Source organism: Kluyvera ascorbata ATCC 33433 (assembly GCF_000735365.1).
Taxonomy (GTDB): Bacteria; Pseudomonadota; Gammaproteobacteria; order Enterobacterales; family Enterobacteriaceae; genus Kluyvera; species Kluyvera ascorbata.
Map to the genome: position 1 here is coordinate 1 of NZ_JMPL01000075.1, position 20,986 is coordinate 20,986.

The 20,986-nt window shown below is 54.2% G+C and carries 23 protein-coding genes and 1 pseudogene; all 24 read right to left on the reverse strand.

The window, feature by feature from the left end; all coding sequences use genetic code 11:
• Positions 1 to 655 (reverse strand): annotated as a pseudogene (locus GKAS_RS25330) (tail fiber domain-containing protein); the annotation flags it as partial.
• 69 nt (positions 656 to 724) lie between these two features.
• Positions 725 to 955 (reverse strand): phage exclusion lipoprotein Cor, encoded by a 231-nt coding sequence (gene cor, locus GKAS_RS25335; protein ID WP_035895677.1) that lies wholly within the window; start codon positions 953 to 955, stop codon positions 725 to 727.
• Between the two features lie 109 nt (positions 956 to 1,064).
• A complete protein-coding gene (locus tag GKAS_RS16070) occupies positions 1,065 to 1,727 on the reverse strand; it encodes a hypothetical protein (protein WP_051910780.1) in 663 nt (220 codons plus the stop codon).
• A gap of 323 nt (positions 1,728 to 2,050) precedes the next feature.
• Positions 2,051 to 5,251 (reverse strand): TipJ family phage tail tip protein, encoded by a 3,201-nt coding sequence (locus GKAS_RS16080; protein WP_035895681.1) that lies wholly within the window; start codon positions 5,249 to 5,251, stop codon positions 2,051 to 2,053.
• Between the two features lie 55 nt (positions 5,252 to 5,306).
• A complete protein-coding gene (locus tag GKAS_RS16085; protein WP_035895683.1) occupies positions 5,307 to 5,900 on the reverse strand; it encodes a tail assembly protein in 594 nt (197 codons plus the stop codon).
• Positions 5,888 to 6,619, reverse strand: a complete 732-nt coding sequence (locus tag GKAS_RS16090) for a C40 family peptidase (RefSeq protein ID WP_035895685.1) — start codon at positions 6,617 to 6,619, stop codon at positions 5,888 to 5,890. The genes GKAS_RS16085 and GKAS_RS16090 overlap by 13 nt, the downstream gene beginning before the upstream one ends.
• Before the next feature lie 12 nt (positions 6,620 to 6,631).
• Complete coding sequence (locus tag GKAS_RS16095; protein WP_035895687.1) at positions 6,632 to 7,402, reverse strand: phage minor tail protein L; 771 nt, start codon at positions 7,400 to 7,402, stop codon at positions 6,632 to 6,634.
• Positions 7,402 to 7,752, reverse strand: a complete 351-nt coding sequence (locus tag GKAS_RS16100; protein ID WP_035895689.1) for a phage tail protein — start codon at positions 7,750 to 7,752, stop codon at positions 7,402 to 7,404. The genes GKAS_RS16095 and GKAS_RS16100 overlap by 1 nt, the downstream gene beginning before the upstream one ends.
• A gap of 66 nt (positions 7,753 to 7,818) precedes the next feature.
• Positions 7,819 to 7,962 carry a YdcA family protein gene (locus tag GKAS_RS25340; RefSeq protein WP_246870743.1) on the reverse strand — a complete coding sequence of 48 codons (144 nt, stop codon included), beginning with the start codon at positions 7,960 to 7,962 and terminating at the stop codon, positions 7,819 to 7,821.
• Between the two features lie 162 nt (positions 7,963 to 8,124).
• Entirely contained in the window at positions 8,125 to 8,490 is a 366-nt protein-coding gene (locus GKAS_RS16105; RefSeq protein ID WP_035895691.1) for a hypothetical protein, read from the reverse strand.
• A 69-nt stretch (positions 8,491 to 8,559) separates the two neighbouring features.
• Positions 8,560 to 11,685, reverse strand: coding sequence for a phage tail tape measure protein (locus tag GKAS_RS16110; RefSeq protein ID WP_035895693.1), 3,126 nt, complete (start codon positions 11,683 to 11,685; stop codon positions 8,560 to 8,562).
• A complete protein-coding gene (locus GKAS_RS16115) occupies positions 11,685 to 11,972 on the reverse strand; it encodes a DUF1799 domain-containing protein (protein WP_035895695.1) in 288 nt (95 codons plus the stop codon). The genes GKAS_RS16110 and GKAS_RS16115 overlap by 1 nt, the downstream gene beginning before the upstream one ends.
• 17 nt (positions 11,973 to 11,989) lie before the next feature.
• Positions 11,990 to 12,328, reverse strand: coding sequence for a phage tail assembly chaperone (locus GKAS_RS16120; protein ID WP_035895697.1), 339 nt, complete (start codon positions 12,326 to 12,328; stop codon positions 11,990 to 11,992).
• 40 nt (positions 12,329 to 12,368) lie between these two features.
• Positions 12,369 to 12,899, reverse strand: coding sequence for a KilA-N domain-containing protein (locus GKAS_RS16125; RefSeq protein ID WP_035895698.1), 531 nt, complete (start codon positions 12,897 to 12,899; stop codon positions 12,369 to 12,371).
• A 214-nt stretch (positions 12,900 to 13,113) separates the two neighbouring features.
• Positions 13,114 to 14,046 (reverse strand): phage tail tube protein, encoded by a 933-nt coding sequence (locus tag GKAS_RS16130; protein ID WP_035895700.1) that lies wholly within the window; start codon positions 14,044 to 14,046, stop codon positions 13,114 to 13,116.
• A gap of 46 nt (positions 14,047 to 14,092) precedes the next feature.
• On the reverse strand, positions 14,093 to 14,542 hold the full coding sequence (locus tag GKAS_RS16135) for a DUF4128 domain-containing protein (protein WP_035895702.1): 450 nt from the start codon (positions 14,540 to 14,542) through the stop codon (positions 14,093 to 14,095).
• Positions 14,532 to 15,131 (reverse strand): hypothetical protein, encoded by a 600-nt coding sequence (locus GKAS_RS16140; RefSeq protein ID WP_035895704.1) that lies wholly within the window; start codon positions 15,129 to 15,131, stop codon positions 14,532 to 14,534. Before GKAS_RS16140 ends, GKAS_RS16135 begins: the two co-directional genes overlap by 11 nt.
• 2 nt (positions 15,132 to 15,133) lie before the next feature.
• Positions 15,134 to 15,487, reverse strand: a complete 354-nt coding sequence (locus GKAS_RS16145; RefSeq protein ID WP_035895706.1) for a hypothetical protein — start codon at positions 15,485 to 15,487, stop codon at positions 15,134 to 15,136.
• Position 15,488: 1 nt separating this feature from the next.
• Positions 15,489 to 15,971 (reverse strand): DnaT-like ssDNA-binding protein, encoded by a 483-nt coding sequence (locus GKAS_RS16150; protein ID WP_035895708.1) that lies wholly within the window; start codon positions 15,969 to 15,971, stop codon positions 15,489 to 15,491.
• Between the two features lie 2 nt (positions 15,972 to 15,973).
• Entirely contained in the window at positions 15,974 to 16,291 is a 318-nt protein-coding gene (locus tag GKAS_RS16155) for a hypothetical protein (RefSeq protein ID WP_035895710.1), read from the reverse strand.
• A 39-nt stretch (positions 16,292 to 16,330) separates the two neighbouring features.
• On the reverse strand, positions 16,331 to 17,470 hold the full coding sequence (locus GKAS_RS16160) for a major capsid protein (RefSeq protein ID WP_035895712.1): 1,140 nt from the start codon (positions 17,468 to 17,470) through the stop codon (positions 16,331 to 16,333).
• A 17-nt stretch (positions 17,471 to 17,487) separates the two neighbouring features.
• Positions 17,488 to 18,240: a DUF6651 domain-containing protein gene (locus GKAS_RS16165; protein ID WP_035895714.1), complete on the reverse strand. Its 753-nt coding sequence runs from the start codon at positions 18,238 to 18,240 to the stop codon at positions 17,488 to 17,490.
• A gap of 124 nt (positions 18,241 to 18,364) precedes the next feature.
• Complete coding sequence (locus tag GKAS_RS16170; protein ID WP_035895716.1) at positions 18,365 to 19,468, reverse strand: phage minor head protein; 1,104 nt, start codon at positions 19,466 to 19,468, stop codon at positions 18,365 to 18,367.
• Position 19,469: 1 nt separating this feature from the next.
• The gene (locus GKAS_RS16175; RefSeq protein ID WP_035895718.1) at positions 19,470 to 20,873 is read right to left on the reverse strand and encodes a DUF4055 domain-containing protein; all 1,404 of its coding nucleotides are present in this window, start codon (positions 20,871 to 20,873) and stop codon (positions 19,470 to 19,472) included.
• Between the last annotated feature and the right edge of the window lie 113 nt (positions 20,874 to 20,986).

Genomic DNA, 20,986 nt, shown 5'->3' on the forward strand with positions numbered 1-20,986 from the left:
CCTCTTTCGCCGTCTTCGCATCTTCTGCGGAGTTTTTGGATTCAGTCGCTTTATCGGTCGCAGTTCCGGCGGCTGTTTCTGCATCCTGCTTTGCCGTCTGCGCGGTGCTGTTCGCAGATGCAGCTGCGCTGGCATCTGAGTTTGCAGAACTCGCCGCAACTTCTGCCGCCTGCTTATCCGACCCCACCTGCAGTGCATCCGTTCGCACCTGGTCCGCCAACTGCTGCACCGCATCAATATCGATGTTGTTCAGAATATCGATGAGGCTTTTCCAGCTCGGGCCGGTGAACGTCGAACCATCCGGCAACATAACAGTGATGTCACCACTGGCGCTGAATACTGCCTGCCAGTTCTGCTTGTCATAGTTGAGCCCACGCAGCGCTGCGGTTGTTTGAGCGACAAGCTCCGCCGTTATCTGGTTTTGCGCTGCACGGGGAACAGCCTTCCACGCCGCGCCCGCCTGCGTCGGCCCGGAATATTTGCTGACTAAAACGAGCTGCGTGCCACTGCCAATCGATTTCACCGGCAGCGTGTAAGTGATACCGCCTACCGTCGTAACGATGAAATCACCGGCTGCCAGCTCGGTCGTGAACGTGGTACCGACCCCGGTAACAGCATCAGAATTATTCGTCAGAGTTAAAGTGCCTGCTGACATATTGGCTCCTGAATTTGAGTAATAAAAAACCCCGCCTGAGCGAGGTTTGTGATTTTGAATATGGGGGGGTCAGGAGCAGGTTGTTCTGGTAAAGTTATTTTTCCCAACCCATTGCCAGTTAAACGGATACCCCGCTTTATACTGAGTTTGCCCTGCAACTTTCCGTACATTGTAAATACTTACGGATACCTCCTGACCACCAACCAGAGCCGTCCCGGAACAAACAGGCTGCCGTGTTTGAAACGTTCCGGAGCACGCTGAAATAAGGAATAGAGAAAATACTAATACGGCCAATTTCATGTTAATCACCAAATAGAGGTTAATTAAAATGAAAATAGCAACGAATTAAATTAATTGATAATTGATTTAATAGATCGTTTAAGCGTAATTGATCGTTTAAATCGATCGTTTAATCGTATGCGTCTACTCGTGTAATAATTATGTTTCCATGTCCATTGGTGAATCCAAGTCCCGAGACCCCCGTTGATGACCCTGCATCGCTATATGCAGTAATCCTTGTGCCCATGCCCTCTCTGCGAGCTAACGCACGGATATTAGACTGCCATGGTCTAGGGAGTGGGTCATTGATGACTCCCACGGCAATACCAAGATACTCAGGGACACACCCCCACTTACCTGACTTAAAGACACTGCTATTAATACCATTATCAGATGCAGCACCACTCCCACCTACCTTTTCAAGGTCGGATAATGTCTTTGTTTCATTAGTTAAAATGCAGACACGGTTAGCATCCCAGATTGCGAGACCATAATCTGGTAATGGCTGAGCGAAAATAGAAAAGAAATATACATCCATCCGCGTACCTGCAGCGGCATTACGCAAAGATATTGTGCAGACTCCGTTCGCAATATCAGACCATAGTGCCCCCTCGCCTGTGGTGTATACAAAAGGGATTATTGGGCTATTAACATCATAGGTCTGAGTAATAGTGGTAATCGTAGTTGAGTTGGTTACAGTGATACTCTTTTTCGCATATAACGCCAGAGGAATACTTTCCGGACTAACCCAGACTTCACCAGATGAAGTCGCTAATAATATCCCGTAAGACATATCACCCCTTTTCAATAGTTATCACAAGGAAAGCTCTCGCGGCCTGATATGTATTTGCAGCATACTCAGAGTCTCCCGCCGAACTCACCGTTATTGTGTTACCTGATATCGTCACTTTTCGCCGACCAGAACCAAGGCCGCCAGAACTTGTCTCGGAAGCGTTCGCGACATGGTAGTAATTCAGCTTCAACCCTTCAGCCAGGGGAATTGTCCATGAGCCCGATTTCTGCCCATTAGACAATAGTTGCGCACCATATACGGAAACTGGCTTTATTCCGTAGTTATTCGGCGTTCCATCCTCAAGCCAGCAACTAAATCCATACTCAGACATTTGGGGCCACTCCTGTAATCTTCCCGAGCTGCACCAACAACTGACCACTAGATCCGGTGAATGAGAGGTTGTTATCTTCCTTAGATAAACACCACCCTCCTTCATCAACAACCTTATAGCCAGTTGACCAAAGAGCCCCTGAAATTTTCGCGTTAGTGATTGCCGCGTTGCCAATTTTCGCGCTTGTGATACTTGCATCCTGAATAAATGCGCTACTGATAAACACCTGACCGTTAATTACCGCAAATGGCGAATATTGCGTATCCCCCTCACCACTCATTAATACGAACTGGTTCGCATTAAATCCAATACGGGTGACAACCGGTTTACCGTTCTCTGCCAGTACCGCTATGCTCATACCGGCGCTGTAGTACACGCCATTAATCCTGATGCCCGCTTTAAGGGTATGAATAGCAGTGGCCCCATCAGCGTCAACGGTCGCCGTCAGTTTATCTTCCAGTGTGGCTGTCACATCTTCGATTTGCGCCTGGACGGTGGTAGACAGTTCGGCCATCGCTTTATCAACGTCGGCAATTGTTGTTTTGACTATCAGAATATCCGCACGAATTTCTCCGTACTGCGCCCACTGGTGATCGATGGTGGCGTTGTTCGCCAGCGCATTTTGCAGAATGCCCTCGATGTTCTGGTCTATCGCACTGGTCAGCGCGTCACCGTCTTTGGATGTCAGGAAATCGCCGGCGATATCGCCCAGGTAATCATCGGCATTATCGTTGGCCATTCCCCTGATCCAACTTGTCCAGTCACTTTGATTGCCAATGCGGTCAACTAATCGCGCCCGGAACCAGAATTCTTGCCCTGCTTTCAGTCCTAACTGGGTATATGTGTGTTGAGGGTAAGGAACACCGGCAAGAAGTAGCGGGTTATCGCCATTGCTATTCACTGAATACTGCAGTTCGGTTTGAAGAGTATCGCCACTATCTGCGGGGAAAGACCAGTCAAGCTGAATGCCCCAATTGATAGCGGTGGTACGCAGCCCAACAGGGATCGGTACATCACCAGTTCGCCCATTAAGGTGCGTTAATGCTGAAGTTGCCCATAGGCTGGATGCACCACCTGAGTTAATGGCCCGAACACGCACGAGATAATCACCTTCAAAAACATCTGGCACTTCAATATTTCTCAGCCCGGTTTCGGGGACGTTGATCCATTCATTATCGTCCCGCTTCCACTGCACCTGATATGCAACGATATCGGCCTGTGGCTTCCCGTTCTTGTCCAGTGGAGCATCCCAGGTCGCCACCATGGTGGCAATACGCTGGCCCTGTCTAACCGAGTCGTAACTGCTAATCGCGATATTCGTGGGCTGACTGACCAGGCCTGTCGGTATCAGGCTAATCGGCGGCGTATCCAGGCGCGCATTGTTATCAACGGCATCATATTTCGACGCGTTGTACTCTGCGCCGGTAATGCTGAAGGTGTTTTCCTCATCATTGAACGCCAGATTGGTCACGCGGAAATACTGCAGGCGTAACTGCCCGGCATCGATAACGAACACGGCGTTAGGCTGTGGTTGTGCCGTGAAAGGCGTGCTCACTATAAGTTGCGCACCGTTGACCGTCTGAATAACTCGACTCTCAACAATGCCACCCAACGTGCGGATCATTAGCGTATCACCAGCTACCGCACTGGTTCCGCGGTCCGTCGTTACCGCCCTCAGCGCAGCATCGTAGGCAACAACACGGCCGCCATACACTCTTCCAGACATGCGCTCATCAGCAAAGGCGAACACGGTTCCCGGCACATAGATGTATCCATCCAGGCCAGTCTGTAGCGTAATGATGCGATCAAGAGAGTTTGAGTACACCGCCCAGCCGCCGCGACGCTGAGCCTCGCTCTCCCGCGAGCACCCGATGGCCGTCAGTTGCGTCTGCTTGAACTTGAACTGCTTCACCAGTTCCGGAAACATGACCGCCGTCGTGCGGTCCTGGTAGTGGTTGTCCGGGTCGCTGAAGTTGACTAGTGCGCTGGAATAGCGGTTCTTCTCGCTGCCGCTGGAATAGCTAGGTTTGCCCACGACGGATGCGCGAGTCATGATCTGCAACTTCGCCGTGTCGGCAGGCATATCGGAGACAACGTTGAACATGTTGTTGCCCCAGAACGTCATGCCGTTGAACCCTGCGGCTATATCCTTGATTACCTGCCATGCATCGGCCTGCGCCTGAATGTACACGTCGAATATGAAGCGAGGCTCTGTGCCTGTGCCACCTTTCCCATCTGGCACCAACTGGTCGCAGCGCTGTGCAATGCGGTAAAGTTCCCACTTATCAAGCATGTCCACCGTTACCCGGCGCCCGAGGCCAAAACGCGGTTCAGTCAGCACATCAAACCAGATCCACGCAGGGTTGTTACTCCATGCCCATTTGAATGTCCCATCCCAGGTGCCAAGGTATGTCCGGTTAACCGGGTCATAGTTTGTCGGGATGCGAATGACGCGCCCTTTTGGCTTGCAGGAAATTTTGGGGATATTGCTGAATGATTTGGCGTTAAACGACACATACAGCAGCGCAGTATGCGGATACCGCAGACGGGCATCTATGACTTCAGTGATGGCCTGCACCTGGGTTTTGTTCTGCAGCATCGCGCTAGTGCTGTCGGCTGTGTCGCGAACAACGCGAATCTGCCAGCCGGTTGTGGCTTTAGGTAAATTGATACGGTGCGTTAGCTCATAAAGCGAACTCAGCTTCTCCGTGACCGTTTTGGTCATTACGGTGCTGTACGCACCACCATCAACGGCTAGGTCGATATGGTACCTGACTGTCGTCCCAACAATATCGCCGTCATTCTCCTGCTGCTGCAGCCCGGTAATACCGACACGCACCAGTACTGCATCAATCTGCGTGTTGCTGATTGCTCGCGTCCATGGTGCAGCATTCGTCAACGGAACCCCAATGCTGGTTTCATTTTCGACAGCTGGAAAGCCAGGGATTGGCTCCTGGACCTGAGTACCAGGGCGGAAATCCCATGACACACTCTCAAAATTCATAGAACCATCAGCATTGCCCAATGGTGTGCCGTCCAGGAAGATGCGAGTGGCATCCAGTCCGCCAGCAAACTCCCCCTCACCCAGCGCCAGAAGCATGCGACAGCGCGCCATAGACTGCGCTGAGTCTGGCTGTTCTACGGGCGTGTGTTGCTTCTGGCTGCCGCCCTTTGCACCAGTAATCGTTGCCATATTGCATCCATAAAAAAAGCACCCGAATGGGTGCTAAGTGATGAGTGGGAAACTGTTAAATATCCTCTGCCACGATCCCTGCGCTGATAATGGCGCCGCCGATTTCTCTTTCTCCGTAAAGAATGGCGACGGGGTTGCCCATTGCCAGGGTATTTACCGAACCGCCAAACGCATAAGAGGGTTTGTTATCAGGATCATCGCGGCCCTGAAGGCCCTTGGGTTGCGGGGAAAGCATCTGGTATATGCCACCCGCCATCATTGATCCACCAGCGACCATCAGACTGGCCGCCAATGGAGAAGCCGTTCCACCAGATATAACAGTCATTACCACCCCAGCAACCAGCATCACAGCACCAAGGATTGTCTGGAATATTCCTGCCTTTTTTGCCCCTTCCATAATTGGTGCAATACGGATATCACTATTACCGGCAAGCTCTTTAAAATCATCCACGCCAATGTTGCGCTTACCGCGGAACACTGCAAACGTCATGCCGTTCTTTTTGGCGTTCATCAGATAGCTTTCAAGCCCATCCAGGTTGATGCAGAGCGCCTTCACGGCCTCCGCTGAGGTCTGCACCGCCAGCTTATGCACACGTCCAAAACGTGCACCCAGTGCGCCGTAAAGGCGAATAGTGGTTAGACGCGCCATGGCTGAATCTCCTGTGGTAAATCTTTATGGCGAACGCAGATCATCGTCCGGTCTGTGAAGTAGCCGCGCGCATACGGCGTAACGCAGGATGGCTGGCCGTAAAGGTGGTGGAGCAGTTCGCCTTCTTCGGTGATGACTCCAGCGTGATTCCACTTACCTGATTCGACCTGCATGATGACCATGCAGCCTGGCGCGGGGTCACATTCGATAAACCCTTCCCGCTCCCAGTTATCGAAATAGAGGTTGTCCGGGTACTGGCTTTCCCACCACGGGTAATCGACCCGGAAATCAGTCAGCGTGACGCCCTGAGTGGCATGCCAGTCCATGACCAGCCCCCAGCAGTCGTGAGAGCCCAGAATGAACGGACGCCCGATAAGCGGGATGGCATCCGGCGTGATTTCGGCATACTCGTCAGCATCCGGGGCGTAGATGCCCCACACCACCCCCGACTGGTTGCATTGCTGGCGATCGAGGTCGGACGGGATAGGCCGCGAGCCGTCACCCGGATGTGAGTGAATGACGCGGATGATCGTCCCTGCATCCTCGGCATTTGCCCAGTGCTCAGCATCAATACGGAAATGTTCAGTCGGGTTTTCGTGACTGTTTGGCGCCGGCACATAACGCTGACGCCGCCCTGACTGGATGACGAGGCCGCAGCACTCCCGCGGCGATTCCTCCAGCGCTTGCGCCCGGATGGCATTCATAATCGTTTTGTTCATTTTGATGTCCGATTATCGGGAAAAAAGCACCGTTGCTGGAAATCCGCCAAAATCGAGAGTCGCGGTATTGGGCTCCGCCAGGCCAGCACCAAAGCGCTTCCTGCAATCACTGAGGCAGCCACCGCATTCATCCAGTGCAGGATCGGCAACCGAGTTGCCCTTGGCATCAAAGTAGGCCGTGCCGTTGTAGGTGCAGCCGTCTCCACTACGGTATTGGCCGCGCAACGCCCACTCGCAGAGTGATGTCATCTGCCGGGTCGGAATAACCAGGTTTTGCAAATCCGCCGGGCTGCTGAGCGACCACGTAACCACCTCATCATCCTCTGAGGTTTTGGTGTCCAGCCAGAAGGTCTGGAGGGTGAACATCGTCGAATCTGCTGTCGAGTTCTTGCCGCCCGGGAAGTTCACCGCGTCCAGATAAACGGCATAGGTATCGATGATGCTTACCTTCGCGTTAACCATGTCCTTGAACTGCAGGCAGAGCGCCGTGATATGCCCGTCAAGGTTCGAGACACTAAGTTTCGGCTCGGCGGCCTGATCGGTTGAGATTGCGAGGTCAGAAATCTGGAATGGCCAGAAATCGAAGGTCTTTCCGTCCCAAATAATTGGCTTTGGTCCGAGCTTTTCTTCATCACCATTGGCAGCGTCGATCTCTTCCGGTGTATGGGGGAAAGGTGCGTAGTGGAAACGGTGAATACCGCCACTGAACTCTGAAGCGTCAACTTCAACCAGGCGTACTCTGCCACCCGGTGCCAGCATCGCCGCCTGATCAACTAATGCCATTATGCATACACTCCGTAAGCCCGTTTGATGGTGAACGTCAGCTCAGCGAATTTACTGCTGATCTGGTTTTTACGCACTGAGTCGGCGACAACGCGGTATAGACCCTTATCTTCGCCCGGGGGCGTGATGATAAAGGCCTTCACGGTGTGACCCAGGAGAAATGCACGTAATGCGTTAACCTCCGCCTCAGTGCCGGTATGTTTCATCGGCACCTGGATCGCCGTGGAGTTGATGCCATTATCAGCCGCCTGCTCGTAGCCATCACCAAACTGCGCCGTTCGTACCGACTGGCTATATTCAATAGGCCCAGCGCCGAGTTGGGAGAACCAGTTATAGGTTTCAACTGCCATATTTTCTCCATAAAAAAACCCGCCGGAGCGGGTTTGAATTTGATATTGGGAGCCATTCATAAACAGCTATTTCTGGCAAACCTTCTTAGACTTGCTGATAGTTCCATCATTACAAACAAACTTTTCACCCGAGCAATGCGATATTCCACCTTTCTTACCTGAGCATGGTTTGTTTGCACCATTGCTGTTAGCGAGAAAAGTGACACCAATAGAACGACAAGAGTTTTCTTCACATCCCTATCCCCATTAGTAAAAGATAAGATTAATCCTATCAGGAGATAGCGCAGGCGCAACGGCAAATGCTGATTCATTGATCTCAATCGACTGTAGACCAAAAAGCCCCGCGTATGCGAGGCTTGATGTTGGCGTGAGCTATCTCTTGCAAAATTGTTCAAATCTTTTCATGGATTTTTCGTCATCGCTTTGGATGATCCCGAGGTTGCCACTGAAATAACCAGACTCAAGCTGAACTACGTAAATAAAGAACGGCCTTTCTCCAGCGTAGCCGCCAAATGAATTTTTAGCGTTAACCCCGCCACAGACATAGCCGCTGATTCTAGGATTGCCATTATTCGCATCTGGTGAAAACCATACATCGTTGAATTTTGCGCTATCTGGATCTTTCAATGACTGCTTGATTTGTGACTCCCCATAATTTATGGCTTCACTGTATTCTCCAAAGCACCCGGTAAGTGGCAAACAAGCAATCCCCACCAATAGCAATTTTTTCACTATCATCCCCTTGATTATCGTGGTTTTGCATATGATAACTAGGGGAGTCAGGTATGTAACCAGAATTGTGTGAAGCTATTTTTTTGCGAAACTTTGGCTGATAACTCCACCATCTTTAACAGCCTTAACAATTCCCTCAGTGACATATTGCTTGATAGTGTCGGCCAGCGCCCTTGCAGCGGCATCACCGCCACCACTGGTATTTGTTGTGGCGTTACCTTTATTATCCACGTAAATATCGACATTGATTTGATGCCCTACACCTCCTCCGCCTTGCGCTTTGACACCTAACCTACCGGCAGAATCTCTCGCCAGTGGCATGATGGCCTCAGGCCCCGCCTCACCGAAAACACCACCTTTGGCAAATCGGGCAGCGCCCTGGAATGCAAAGTATTGAGGTGAATCGTAGACACCATTCACATAGCTGTGCAGCCCCTGCGACTCGTACACGCCACCTTTGGCATTTGGTGCAAAGGATGGAACTGCGAAGGATTGCCCTGCTCCCGAGGATGGTGCTGCGCCGCCGCTAATCCACCCCATCGCTGCCTGAACGGCATATGCCACAAGTAACTGATTCGTTACCTGCACAATCATCTTCAACATGGACTTTGTAAAATCTTTGAAGCTTGCCGTGCCAGTTGTAACCAGATCAGTCAGCATATCGGATAGACCACTGAACGTAGAGCCAGCCACATTTCGCATAGCTTCAAACGTGTTTGTTGCTGAGTCGGCATAGTCGGCCCAGCCACGCTTTGCTCCAGCCTGCCAGTCGCTGCGAAGCTCATCTTCTTTCCGGTAAGTTTCCTCCTGCTCTGCGAGAACCTTTTTCTGGGCGTTAGGGTTAAAGGCATAGGATTCAGTCAACCGCTGGCGCGTCGCCTCTCTTTCTGCCTCCCGGGTGGACAATCCTTTAGCTGCCGCAGCAATTTCCGCCTGCTTAGCAGACTGCTGCTGTGCAAACTTAGTCGCCTGGTCAGCCAGAGAGTTCAGCTTCTGCTGCTTCGCAATTTGATCACCCAGCCCGGCATTAATATCTGCTTGAGCTAGCAGCTTCTCTCTGTTCGCCAGCAACGATTTTTCATCGAGCGTTAACGCACGCCCTTTCGGATCGTTAGCGGTGGACTCGAGGATGGTGATTTTTGAGATTAACTCCCACTGCTGCTTACGCTGCTGGCTGATTACATCGTTAATGTCACGATGATCCTGCAACGTTTTGAGCTGAGCTTGCAGAGCTAGAGCCTCAGCATTGTAGGTGTCGGTTGAGCGATCACCGGCTGAAACCTTAACGGCTGGAGTCTTGGGCGTTTTGTCCGGATGAAACTGCTTATTAATGGCATCCACGGCCTGCTGCCGCTGCTGATCGCTCCACTTATCAGGCGCTATAGCAACATTTTTCCATAGCTCAGATAGCGCCCGGCTGCGCTTCTCTTGCCACGTCATGGACTGCTCAAGAATACGGTTCTGATAAATAAGCGCGTTAGTACGCTTATCGTCGGCCTCCTGAGTGGAGTTAGCTGCTGAAGCTATATCCTCCTGATGCTTAACTATCTGCTGCTGAGCGGCGATTTGCTCCTTCAGAGATGATATTGCGGCCAGTTGCGCTTTGCGACGGGCGTCATATTCCTGATCGCTGTTACTGGTATCGTAACTATAGCCATACCCCATCCGCTGGCGCTCAGGAAGCAATGCTTTCTCCGTCTCTGCAAGCTTGGCCTGCATCGTTTTGAGCATGTTTTCAGGCGCTTCTGGGCGTCCGATATCCAGCAGGCTATCCCACATTCCCTTAATGGCATTACCGGTGGCTTTGGCGGCGCGTTCAATCAACCCCATGTTATTGAGGATCTGCTGACTTCGTTTTTGCTCGGCATCGCCGTATGCCTTGGCCGCCGCCGCCGCTGCCCCCTCTTTATCTCCACGCCGTTCCAGTGACGCAATGTAGTCATACTGCGCCGAGGTGAGGAAGTGAAGCGTTGAGTTCAGATCTTCCGACGCTTTAGTCGGGCTATCGTAAAGCTTCTGGAAGTTCTTAATTGTGGCATCAACTGACTGACCGGTCGCATCCTGCATAGCCATGGCGGCGCGGGTTACAGCTTCGAGTTGGTCGGTTTTAAATGTGCCAGCGCCAACAACCTGAGACAGCGTACGCGCCGCTTCCGCAACCCTGCCGCTTGAACCACCAATCTTCTGCGCCATGTCAGAGAGTTGGACCGCTGACTGTGCCGAGTAATTACCGGTCAGGATAAGCTGCTTGTTAAACTCGGTCGCCTCCTGCGCTCCTTGATACCAAGCGGTCGCCAGCGCACCAGCTCCAACAACCAAAGCACCAATGCCGATGGTGACAGGATTGAGCAAACCAAGCAGCCCATGCAAATAAGTACCGACACCGGAAATTGCGCCACCCACCCCGCCAAACTGGTCTTTAATCTGCCCACCCTGCTGGAGCAGGATCAGGAACGGAGACTGACCACCAGCCAGCTGCGTGGCTATATCGGTGAACTGTGCCGGAAGCGTGCGCATCGCGGCGCTGTACTGGCCCACGGAGATACCGGCACGGCGTGCTGCGGCTTCCTGCCGCGATAACGCCTCAGGCAGAACATCAGCCACGCCGGTGAGTCGCTCACGTGTCTGGTTCAGGATGGTGTTGAAGTGCTCGAATTGAGCGCTATTGATGCGCCCTGACTCAAAGTGCGCCACCAGCTGAGCATGCTGCTCATCCAGCGAGTTAAATGCCCGAATCGTCGGGTCGATTGAGCCCAGCAGGTTTTTCAGTGCTGTGGACTGCTTCTCTGCCGCTTGGGTGGCGGCCAGTTCTGCCTGCGCTTTCGCCGCCGCTTCGCCAGTGTCGGTCAGCTTTAGGCGAGTGTCGTCCAGTATTTTGTTGTAAGCCTGAAAGGTCTCGGTATCCAGGAAACCTTTGGCCTGAAAGTTTCGCAGTGCCGCCTGCTGCTCATCAAGGCGGTTAAGCGCCTTGTTTACCGGGTCAATATTCTCCAGCAGCCCCCTGAGCGCGTTCTGCTGTTCCTTAATTCCTTCACTGCCCTGTTTCGCAGATTCAGCGCCAGCACGGAATACACTATTCAGGTCATCGGCTTTTTCTACTGCTCCGGCAGCTGCCTGACCTAATTTATCCAATTCATTGCTGGCTGTTTTCAGGTCGGCAACATCAGCCCTCAAAGTAATCGAGGCGATTTGGTCTGACATTATTTCGTCTCCTTATGCATTACCTTAAGTGCCTCGCTTTCCATGATTTGAAGGTCAGCCATACAGGCCGCCGCATCCTCAACCCCGTGTAACTCAAACATCCAGGGGAGTACGTTGTAATCAAGGCCGGTCGCCCCGCTCGCGCCAACGCGCCATTGGGTCGCCAGCGTGGAGAAAATGGTGAAAGCTTTCCATACCGACGGCAGAATCCCCACCTCTTCCTCTACGTCCTCAGGCGTTAAACCAAAAGCGCTCAACTCCGCAAGAGTCGGCCCCGGCGTATACATCGCTGCGGCGACCTGCCTTAGTTTTTTTCGCGGATGCCCATGAGTTCCTTGGTGTAAGCCAGGCCGATGCTGTCAAACGCGCGAGGGTAGTTCTTCAGCAGGACGATCACGTTATCGCGGGTGAGTTCATCCGGCAGCGCCCAGCCATCGACGATTTCCATCAGGTAATCGGCCTGTGGCTCAATAGCAGCTTTCTTGCTTGCTGCATCCTTTTGCAGTTTCTCGTCCATCGCGCGCAGCTCTTCCAGCGTCTTATGGCGGAAGGTGAATGTAAGCTTGCCGTCTTCGGTACCGGCGCGCGGGATGCTGGCAGTTGCGGAGAAGGTTGGGTTTGGGATCAGGGAGAATTGGGTCATTTCGGTTCCTTAGAAAAAAAGAAACCCGCCGGAGCGGGTATTAGTTAATGCCGGGCAGATACATCTGGACTTCGTCAGCAGCACGCTCCCGGACTGAATGCAGGAGTTGTTTGCGCCCACTAATACCCCACTTAGCCATCTGACTTGCACACTGGCTAATTGCTTTGGTTTCAGTGTTGATGATGTGGTCGATTTTGTTCAGGCGCGACATGGCACTAATACCCAGACGCACCACTGTTCTAAATACTTCGTACACTTCAATCTCAAACTCTGGTTTTATCCAGGCGGCATAGCGAATTGCCAGAAGTTCAATGCCCCATGCACCACTTTGATCACCGCCTTTTATAACCTTAAGTGGTTGATTTTGTTCCGAAGCACTTTTTAGTGCTTTGGATTTTAGCGCTTTAACGAAGCGTTTGATCTGCGCGCTACGCAGGAAGACGCTGGGCCTTTGTGACTCAGTAGCCTCTCCGTTAGCTACCGCTGCCGCATGAAGATCGTTAAGACTGTACCGGCCTTCGTCATCAACGCGGACGGAGACCCCATTCACTGAGACGGTTGGGTTATTCATGGTGTGTACCTTTTAAAAAGCGAACCTGTTCACACAGAAAAGCCGCCCCAAGAGGCCCACCGGCACTAACGGCAGTTCTCAGGAACGCTTTCTGAAAGGTTCTTGGTTAGAGAGCGCGTGTGAAGGCGCAGTTTGAAAAGATGGGCAATGCGAATACAGAAAATTAGCCAGCGGTACTCATTGCGAAAAAGCCCGGCGAACCGGGCCCGATTGGTTAGCTGACAGTAACGGTGCATGCAGCCGACGTTAGGGTCTTGCCTGCGGCATCGGTAACTTCGCAGGTGTAAACGCCAGCATCAGTGGATGAGGTGGTCGGGATGTTGAGCGTCGAAGCGGTTTTGCCCGGAATGGCGGTACCGCCTTTCTTCCATACGTAGGTGTAAGGCGCTGAACCACCCTGCATGACAACAGCCAGATCCAGAGGTGAGCCAGAGGCAACAGACTTGGTTGCCAGCAGGTCTGTCAGGAACGCCAGTGGCACAGCGGAAGAGTCAGCGATCGGGTAAATCTGCATATCCGATTCGAAGTTCATGCGCGCTTCGTTGCTTTCTACGGCGTTGATTTCAGTCTTTGGAACCTTCTGGAATGAGACTTTCGCAGAATAGTAACGGTCAGCCTTACCGCGCTGGTTGTGGAACCAGATTGCCGTCGTATCGCTTGACTCATCCAGTTCAATGAGTCGTTTGTAGATGGCAAGCAACGGATCGTGAGCGAAGGTATAGACCTGAACGACCGCGTTTTTAAACGTCGGGATAGTACGAGCCTTATCATCTTCCAGGAACTGCACGCTGATGGTCTGCTGGTCGCCACCTTCAGTGGATAAGGTCATGACCTGTGGCATGGTGATCCACGAATCAATTTTGCGAAGCGTGCCCGCGCCAGTACCAGCTGGGAATTTATTGGTATCGGTGGTATCGAACGCTTCCAGCACGATTTTGGTACCGGTGACCGACTTCACGCGAAGCACCATGTTGTCGAGCTTCAGCCAGCCAGAGTTAACCTGGACAACATCGCCAGCCAGAATGCCGGCAGCCGAGGCAACGGTCAGTTCGCATTCCGTCGCATTGGATGCCGCAGTAAAGGTAATTGCGGCCAGATAGGCCTTGGCCACGTTTACACGCGACCCGTTAGGGATTGCGAATGCCATTGCATTCTCCTGAATTTAGGTAATAAAAAACCCGCCGGGCGGCGGGTCAGTAATCAGCGCGATATTGCATACTGATGGGGATGGTATAGGTGATGGAGCCACTACTGCCGTTTGGTGCAGAGGTCGGGCGATCCTGTATTGGTGAGCGAATCTGTGGCGGCCCGTTGATGTAGACCGTCAGGTCACCATCCACCAGCGGAAGTCCCTCCGGAAACGCATCAGCGACAGACTTTGCCAGCCCCCTGGCCTGAGTGACGCCGCCACCTGCGGGATCAATGACGTTGAACTGCAGGATGCCCTGATAGGTTCGCAATTGACCACCCAGGTCTTGCCCCACCGTCTGCGCCGGCAGAACATAAGCACGCCCGTATGGTGAGCTATCCGGGGGAGTGAACGGTATATTCGGCCAGGCTACTGGCAGCCCGAGAGAAGAGCAGATAACCGCAATGCGGCTCTCCAGTAGTTCAGCAATTCGCATTGACTGGTCACTGGCCATTGCGCACCTCGCTCATTGCCTCACGGAACAACTGCGCAGCATCCAGCGCAGTGATACCCACCATGCCGCCGGGTGCCTGGCCGGAATGCCCGTTCTCCAGTGCTGCTGCATATGGCAGATTATTGGTGAAGAAAATCGAGCTGACCTGGCCTACCCGGAACACCTCGAGCACCGCCAGACCGCGGGAGTTGGAACCCTGGCCGGAGGCATCAGGTGTATCGTTGGATTGGGTCGGCTGGCTATCAAAGCCCACATACCAGTTGTTCTTGAAGCGCCCGCCGACATAGCCGTCAGGCTTTTTGATGTCCATCGAGTCGTTCACTCGCAGCCCGCGTTTAAGGCGCCCGGACTTCGTCACGTTTGCTGGGTCATCGCGAAGCGCTGCGTTATGCTCACGAACGGCAGTGTTATAGGCTGACGCCGTCTGATTCACTTCCCACGTTTCAGGCTGACCCACGGGGGACATCTCAACCAGGCGGCCCAGTATTTTGATACCCGTCCGGCGCACAACCTCGTCCATTTCCTGCTTAGAACTATCCACGAATAACTGAATGGCAGCCAGGAACGGCTGATTAGCTGTGCTGGCCATACTCACGCCCTCAGTTGGATGTTGTAGGAGATAAGCACGTCAGCAGGCTTAACCGGGTTCGGTTGCACCACGCGCCATTTCTTGCCGTCGATTTCGATGCGGTCATCAATACGCACTTCCGTTTCGAACGTGGTCGCCAGCTTCTTATCGCCGGTGGCGATCAGGGAGCCATCAATTTCGCGGGAGGAGTATTCGGTGATAACGCCAGTGACGGTCGCGGTAATGGCTGGGATGGTGACCTCTTTACCGAACTGATCGCGGGTGATGCTGCCGCCGCGGGTCAGTTGGTAGGTTTTGCCGTTTTCGGTTAGCAGTCGGGTTGCGGTAGCTCGCATACGGAGGTAGTTGATTGCCATATCAGCCCCTTTCGATACGGATTTGATTGCCACCCACCACCAGCTCGCGCAGCGAGGAATAGAACCAGGGGAACGACGGCGCAGCCTTGTTCGTGCCCGCCTCATACTGAACGGTTATTACCCCCTCGACGCGCTCCATCGTCACCGCGCCGCCACCAGCAACCGAAGGCGTTAAGTCAATCTCCTGCGACTCGATAGCCAGGCGGCACTGCGCATCAACCAGCCGTTGTGGGATAGCATCATCCAGCAGGTCAACGCCATCGAATCGCACGCCAGAGCGAGGCCACGACAGCGACTGAGTTGCGCTGGAGCGCTGGCCGCGCCATTGCTGCCCTTCCAGATAGTCCATCGCCTGCATCAGCATCTGGCCGCACTCACCATCATCGGCAGGTACGGTATATCCGCGCCCCGCCGCGAACGCGCGCAGGTCAACAACGCTGGCGTAGGTGTTAAAGTCTGGCGAATGAGGATCGGCCACCAGCATGGTTATTCCTCCAGACGCCAGTCCAGCGCCAGCCAGTTGTCAACTTCGTCAGGATGAACATCAGCGCTCAACGGGCCGCCGGGGAACTCAGGGATATCACGCACCATGACCACCAGTTCAATGCCTGGCTGTTCCTGCTGCTGTTCCTGCTGCTGTTCCTGCTGCTGTTCCTGCTGCTGTTCCTGCTGCTGTTCCTGCTGCTGTTCCTGCTGCTGTTCCTGCTGCTGTTCCTGCTGGGCAGGAGCATGTTCAGTGCCGTTCTGCGCCGCAAGCTTTTCAGCCTCGCGCTGTGCGCGCTGCTCTCTGGTCAATCCGGCCATTGGGCCTCCTGAAAAACAAAGGGGCCGAAGCCCCTGTGGTTAGCCCATGATGATGGCGGAATGGCGCGGCGCCACGGCGGCCACACCCCACGCCAGACCGACCTCGTAACGCACCTGACGGTACTGACGGTACAGAGCAACCTGGAAAGTGATGCCTGATGCCGGATCGGTCACGTTCATGACGTCATCAGCAGTATCGCCACCTTCAGGCATCGCAGGGGTGCGACTCGCCAGCAGGAATGCACCGCGGTCAAACGCCATGTTCGGCGTAAACTCGCTGAGCACAGTGACGGCGGCCTGGTCAGCCAGATCCTGACGGAGGCCTGGTGCGCTGATGGTAATGCTGGAAGACGTTGCTGCCACAACCAGGTACTGGTTGTCATCACCATCAAACTTCACAGCAGTGCCCGCAGCAATGCCGCCGGTGCCCGCCGAGATAGCAACGATGATATCGCCCTCTTTCTTGGCACCGTTGACCTTGTAACCAGCCGCGGTGCTTTTCGCGGTGCGCTTAATGCTGAAGGACTCATGGAGGTTGAAGCCCATGATGCGACCGATAACACCTTCACGCAGCAGTTGGTCAGTGCCCGCCTCGTTCGCTTTGAACAATACGGACTGCTTACCACGAATGGATGCCATCGCTTCGCCGCCAAGCACCATGCGCAGGTCGGTGGTTGGCGCGCCGTTATCGGTCAGGATTTGGCGTGCCAGCGCAGCATCAGACAAATCGTCTTTAACGCTGAACGGGGTATCCTTCGGCGTACCAACTGCGCGCGAGGAGTTGAAATACAGCGCGGCCAGATCAGCATCCACTTCGTTGGCAAGAGCACGAAAAGCCTGTTTGAACTGATCTGCCAGGATGGTGTTGTAGGTTCCTGCTGGGCCAAGCGCCAGCTGCTCTTCACCATTCCATTTCACTGGAGCCATTTTGGATTTGGTGATTTTTACATCCACACCGCCGATAGTCTGATCACCAGAATTAGGTGCAGACGGCCCTGGAACGATATCTTCAGTGGTGGCCGGAGGCGCAACTGGTGCACGCACGGTCTGGTCTTTGGCAGCTGCATCTGCTTTAGCGTCACGCGCCACCGCAGGAATAAAACCAGTTTGCTCGCGGGACACTACATCCAGCGCGGTATAGATGGTCGGGATCAGACCAGTTAGGGTATTGCCTGCCATTTATGGCTCCTTTCGATTTAATCGACGATGCTGACGCCATCTTTCAGTGCTGATTGCTTACCAGCAGCGTCCAGGGAATCAAACGCATCGCGTTTCATGGTTTTCTGCCCGGCCTGATGCTGCGACTGGTGAGAACCACCGCCGCTGTTGCCGGACGCTTTGAGGATGTAGTCTTTCTGCGGATGCAACTCGACCAGAGATTCCAGCGCTTCATCGAAGCTGGCCAGCTCGCCAGGCTTGGTGCGGGAGAACACCTTGTTGCCCTGCCCGTCGTACGCCACGACTTTGCCGTCTTCGATTTTGAAGTTCTGACCGAAGTGGGAACGCACGAACTCAGCCGGGATCGCCATCTTCTCGGAGATGAACTTCGAACCACCGAAGCGGCCGCCGATCATCTCGTCGTAGAGCTGGGTTTCCAGCTGCTTGGTTTTGCCGTTCGCTTCGTCCAGTTGCTGCTGGTAAACCTTGGTGATCTCAGCCTTAACCTGGTCAACGGCACCAGCGTCGATCAGTTTCTTCTGGTCGATTTTGGTCATCATCTCCAGGGCTTCGAGCGCCTTGGTAGGATCGGTGATGCCAGAGAATTTCGCGAGACTGGCTTCCGCCGCCTCCTTCGCTTCACGGTGAGTTTTAGCTTCACCGTTCAGGGAGGTGATTTTGGTCATCGCTGCGGCTGCGTCGAACGGGATTTCTTTGCCGTCATCATGGGTGTAAACCGGCATACCGTTTTCAACGACCACATTGCCGTTAGCATCGAGTTTGAGTTTCATTGTTTTGCTCCAGCCTTCCGGCCATTGGTAATAGGTCATCCGACCCGGTCACCGCGTCGCATCCGCTCAGCGGCAGGCATAAAAAAGGCCACCCGAAGGCAGCCTGATGTTGATGAGGTTTGTGCTACTGGAACGCCGACGCATCCACGCGGCGCAGTTCGTCCAGGGTCAGGAAATCCCCGGCATCGTTAAACATCTCCGGCACCGTGATTTTGCCGTCACGCAGCATCATGGCGCGGGTAACGCCCAGCACCTGCTCCTGACGTGCGTACGGCTGCCTGGTAAGCCAATCGGCATAACTGGTATGCGCTGGCACCTGACCATCCATTGAGGCGCGCGTGGCGCTACTCAGCGCGCTGGGCGCAATCATCAGCTCTTCCCAGGATTTGGTAATCAGTATTTCGCCTGAACGACAGCAGAAGTGGATTTTGCCCGGTCCCCGCAGGTACGGAACAACGTGCCCCAGCGGCTTGCCATCGAGCGTGTAGAGTTTGCGGTCGCGAATGATGCACCACTGGCTGGTATGGGTATCGAGGGTTGATGACCACTGCTTGGCCTTCACGATATCGCTATTGGCCTGAGCGAACTCCTGGCGCGCCGTGGCGGCCATATGATTCACCGCGGTACGGGTCACCACAGCCAGGTCACGCCTGGAGGCGTTGATCACCCCATCCTCGCGGTTGAGTTTCGGCGTACCGGCAACGCGCTTAACAATCTGCTCTACCGTTTCACCCTGGAGAAAACCAGAGCGAACGGCATTGGTGATTTTGTCCAGCCGGTCAGCTTCAAGCTTCTGGCCCCACTCCTTCAGCAAGCGCCCCTGGAAGGGCTGCGCCACTGCCGCAGAGTAAACCTGCTCAGGTGCAATGCTCTGGAGCGGAACATGCTGGATAATCTGCTTCGGAATGATGCTGCTGAACAGGTCCAGTTGATACCCGGCCTCATACTCAACGTAGCGCGTCAGTTCGCGCGCCAGCGCGGCATTAACCGGTTCATAGGCCTGCTGGTTGAGGTCACGCACACCGGCCAGTAGCGAGGCCAGGCGGCGGGCGCTGTAGGTATCAGCGCGCTTGCCGTCCAACAGCACCAGCAGTTTGGCAGCCAGGTCAGCATCCATTTTGTTAAGCAGTGACACCATTCGCCGGGCAACGCCAGTACCGTAGCGCGTAACATACAGGCCATGCGCTATGGTTTCATCCTGGAGCCTGTCATTGACGGTGCGCGCCATATCACACCTCGCCTGGTGGCGGTTCGGTCAGTGAGGCCGACTCAGCCAGTAACTCATTCAGAACTACGTCTGGATCCGCATCAGCATCGATGATGTTCAGCTTCTGGAGGGATTTAATCGCGTCAACACGACGAATATCACCGCCCTGGCGCAGCGACTGGATGGCCAGCGCCGCCGGAGGGTTGAACTCTTTCGACTCAACGTCCAGCTCAGTACGGACATCGACGTTGCCACCCTCTGCCTCACCGATGTACTCAGCCATGATTTGCAGGATGTTGTCGATCGCATCTTCCAGGCTAGTCGCCATTGTGTAGAGCGGCGACTGCTCCTGCATCTTCTCTTCAGACGTCTGGTCTACAGATTTCGTAGAGGTGTTATCAGTCCGCAGCAACTTAGCGCCCGCCTGGCGCATCTGCTCCACGAGGTCGGTCAGCGACTCTTTACCCGATGCGATTGAAGTGCCGGTGTGCTCGACATATTCGAGTCCCTGCGTTTGACGGTCAGAGAACTGTGTTGCAGACGAAGAACCAATTACCAGTTCCTGCCCAGCCTCTAGACCGAATACCGTTAGCAACGGAACGCGCGCTACGTGCAGGATGTTGTCCTGTTCGCTCTGGCTCTGCCAGTGCTTGACGTTCAGCAGAGCCATGTTAAGCAGCGGCGGTGAGCCACACATAAAGCCTGTGCGTTTGGTGTAGAGCGTGATCAGGGTGATATCCCTGCGGGAGGTTTCCCACTCTTCGTGCAGCGTCCAGTTAGCCTGGGCATTGTCGCCAGTGGCCTTGCGATAAATCTCAACTCTGCCGGGCGTCAGCAGTCGGATCTGCTCAACCTTGGTCTGCCCGAAGTCGTCGCCATCTTCGACCACCACCTCTTTGATGCGTAGTGCTGTGAGCTGAACCTTGCCGCCGACCATCTTCGACTTCCAGCCAATCACCTGGCGGGGATTGAGCATGGTGACGTATGGTCGCGCGCCAGTGGCTTTCTCGTCCGCCTTGGTCTTCACCTGCTCGGCGTCTACGCGGGGATAGTCCACCAGCGCATGAGAGAGGCCATACTGCATCGCCAGGCTGAAGAACGCCTGCGCCCACACATCGAGGCGACTGCCTTCCAGATCCACATCCTTCGCAAACTCGCGCAGCCGGTCTGGGACGTTCTCACCAAGCTGGATTGGCTCAGCAAAAACGCGGCCCACATTCTGGTTGATGGTTTCTTCGTACGCCGGCAGCAGCGTGGCCACAGCTAGGCGCTTTTGGTAATCCTCTTTGTCCTCTTTCGGCCAGCGCGGGAGATAAGCTTCGCCAAGCTGGCGCATATACAGCGTGCCGCCCATCAGGGCGTCGTTGATGTCCCACGCCTGCACCATGTTCCCATAGTCCAGATTGGGTGTTGAAATATCAGGCATGGGGTTAGAGCCTCAGATTGGTGACTTTGCCGACTTTCTTCGGCGGTGAGTGCAGGACGGCGTAGCGCGTGCCATCCCAGTCGTGATCTTCCTGCTGGGTGTCTACATCGTCA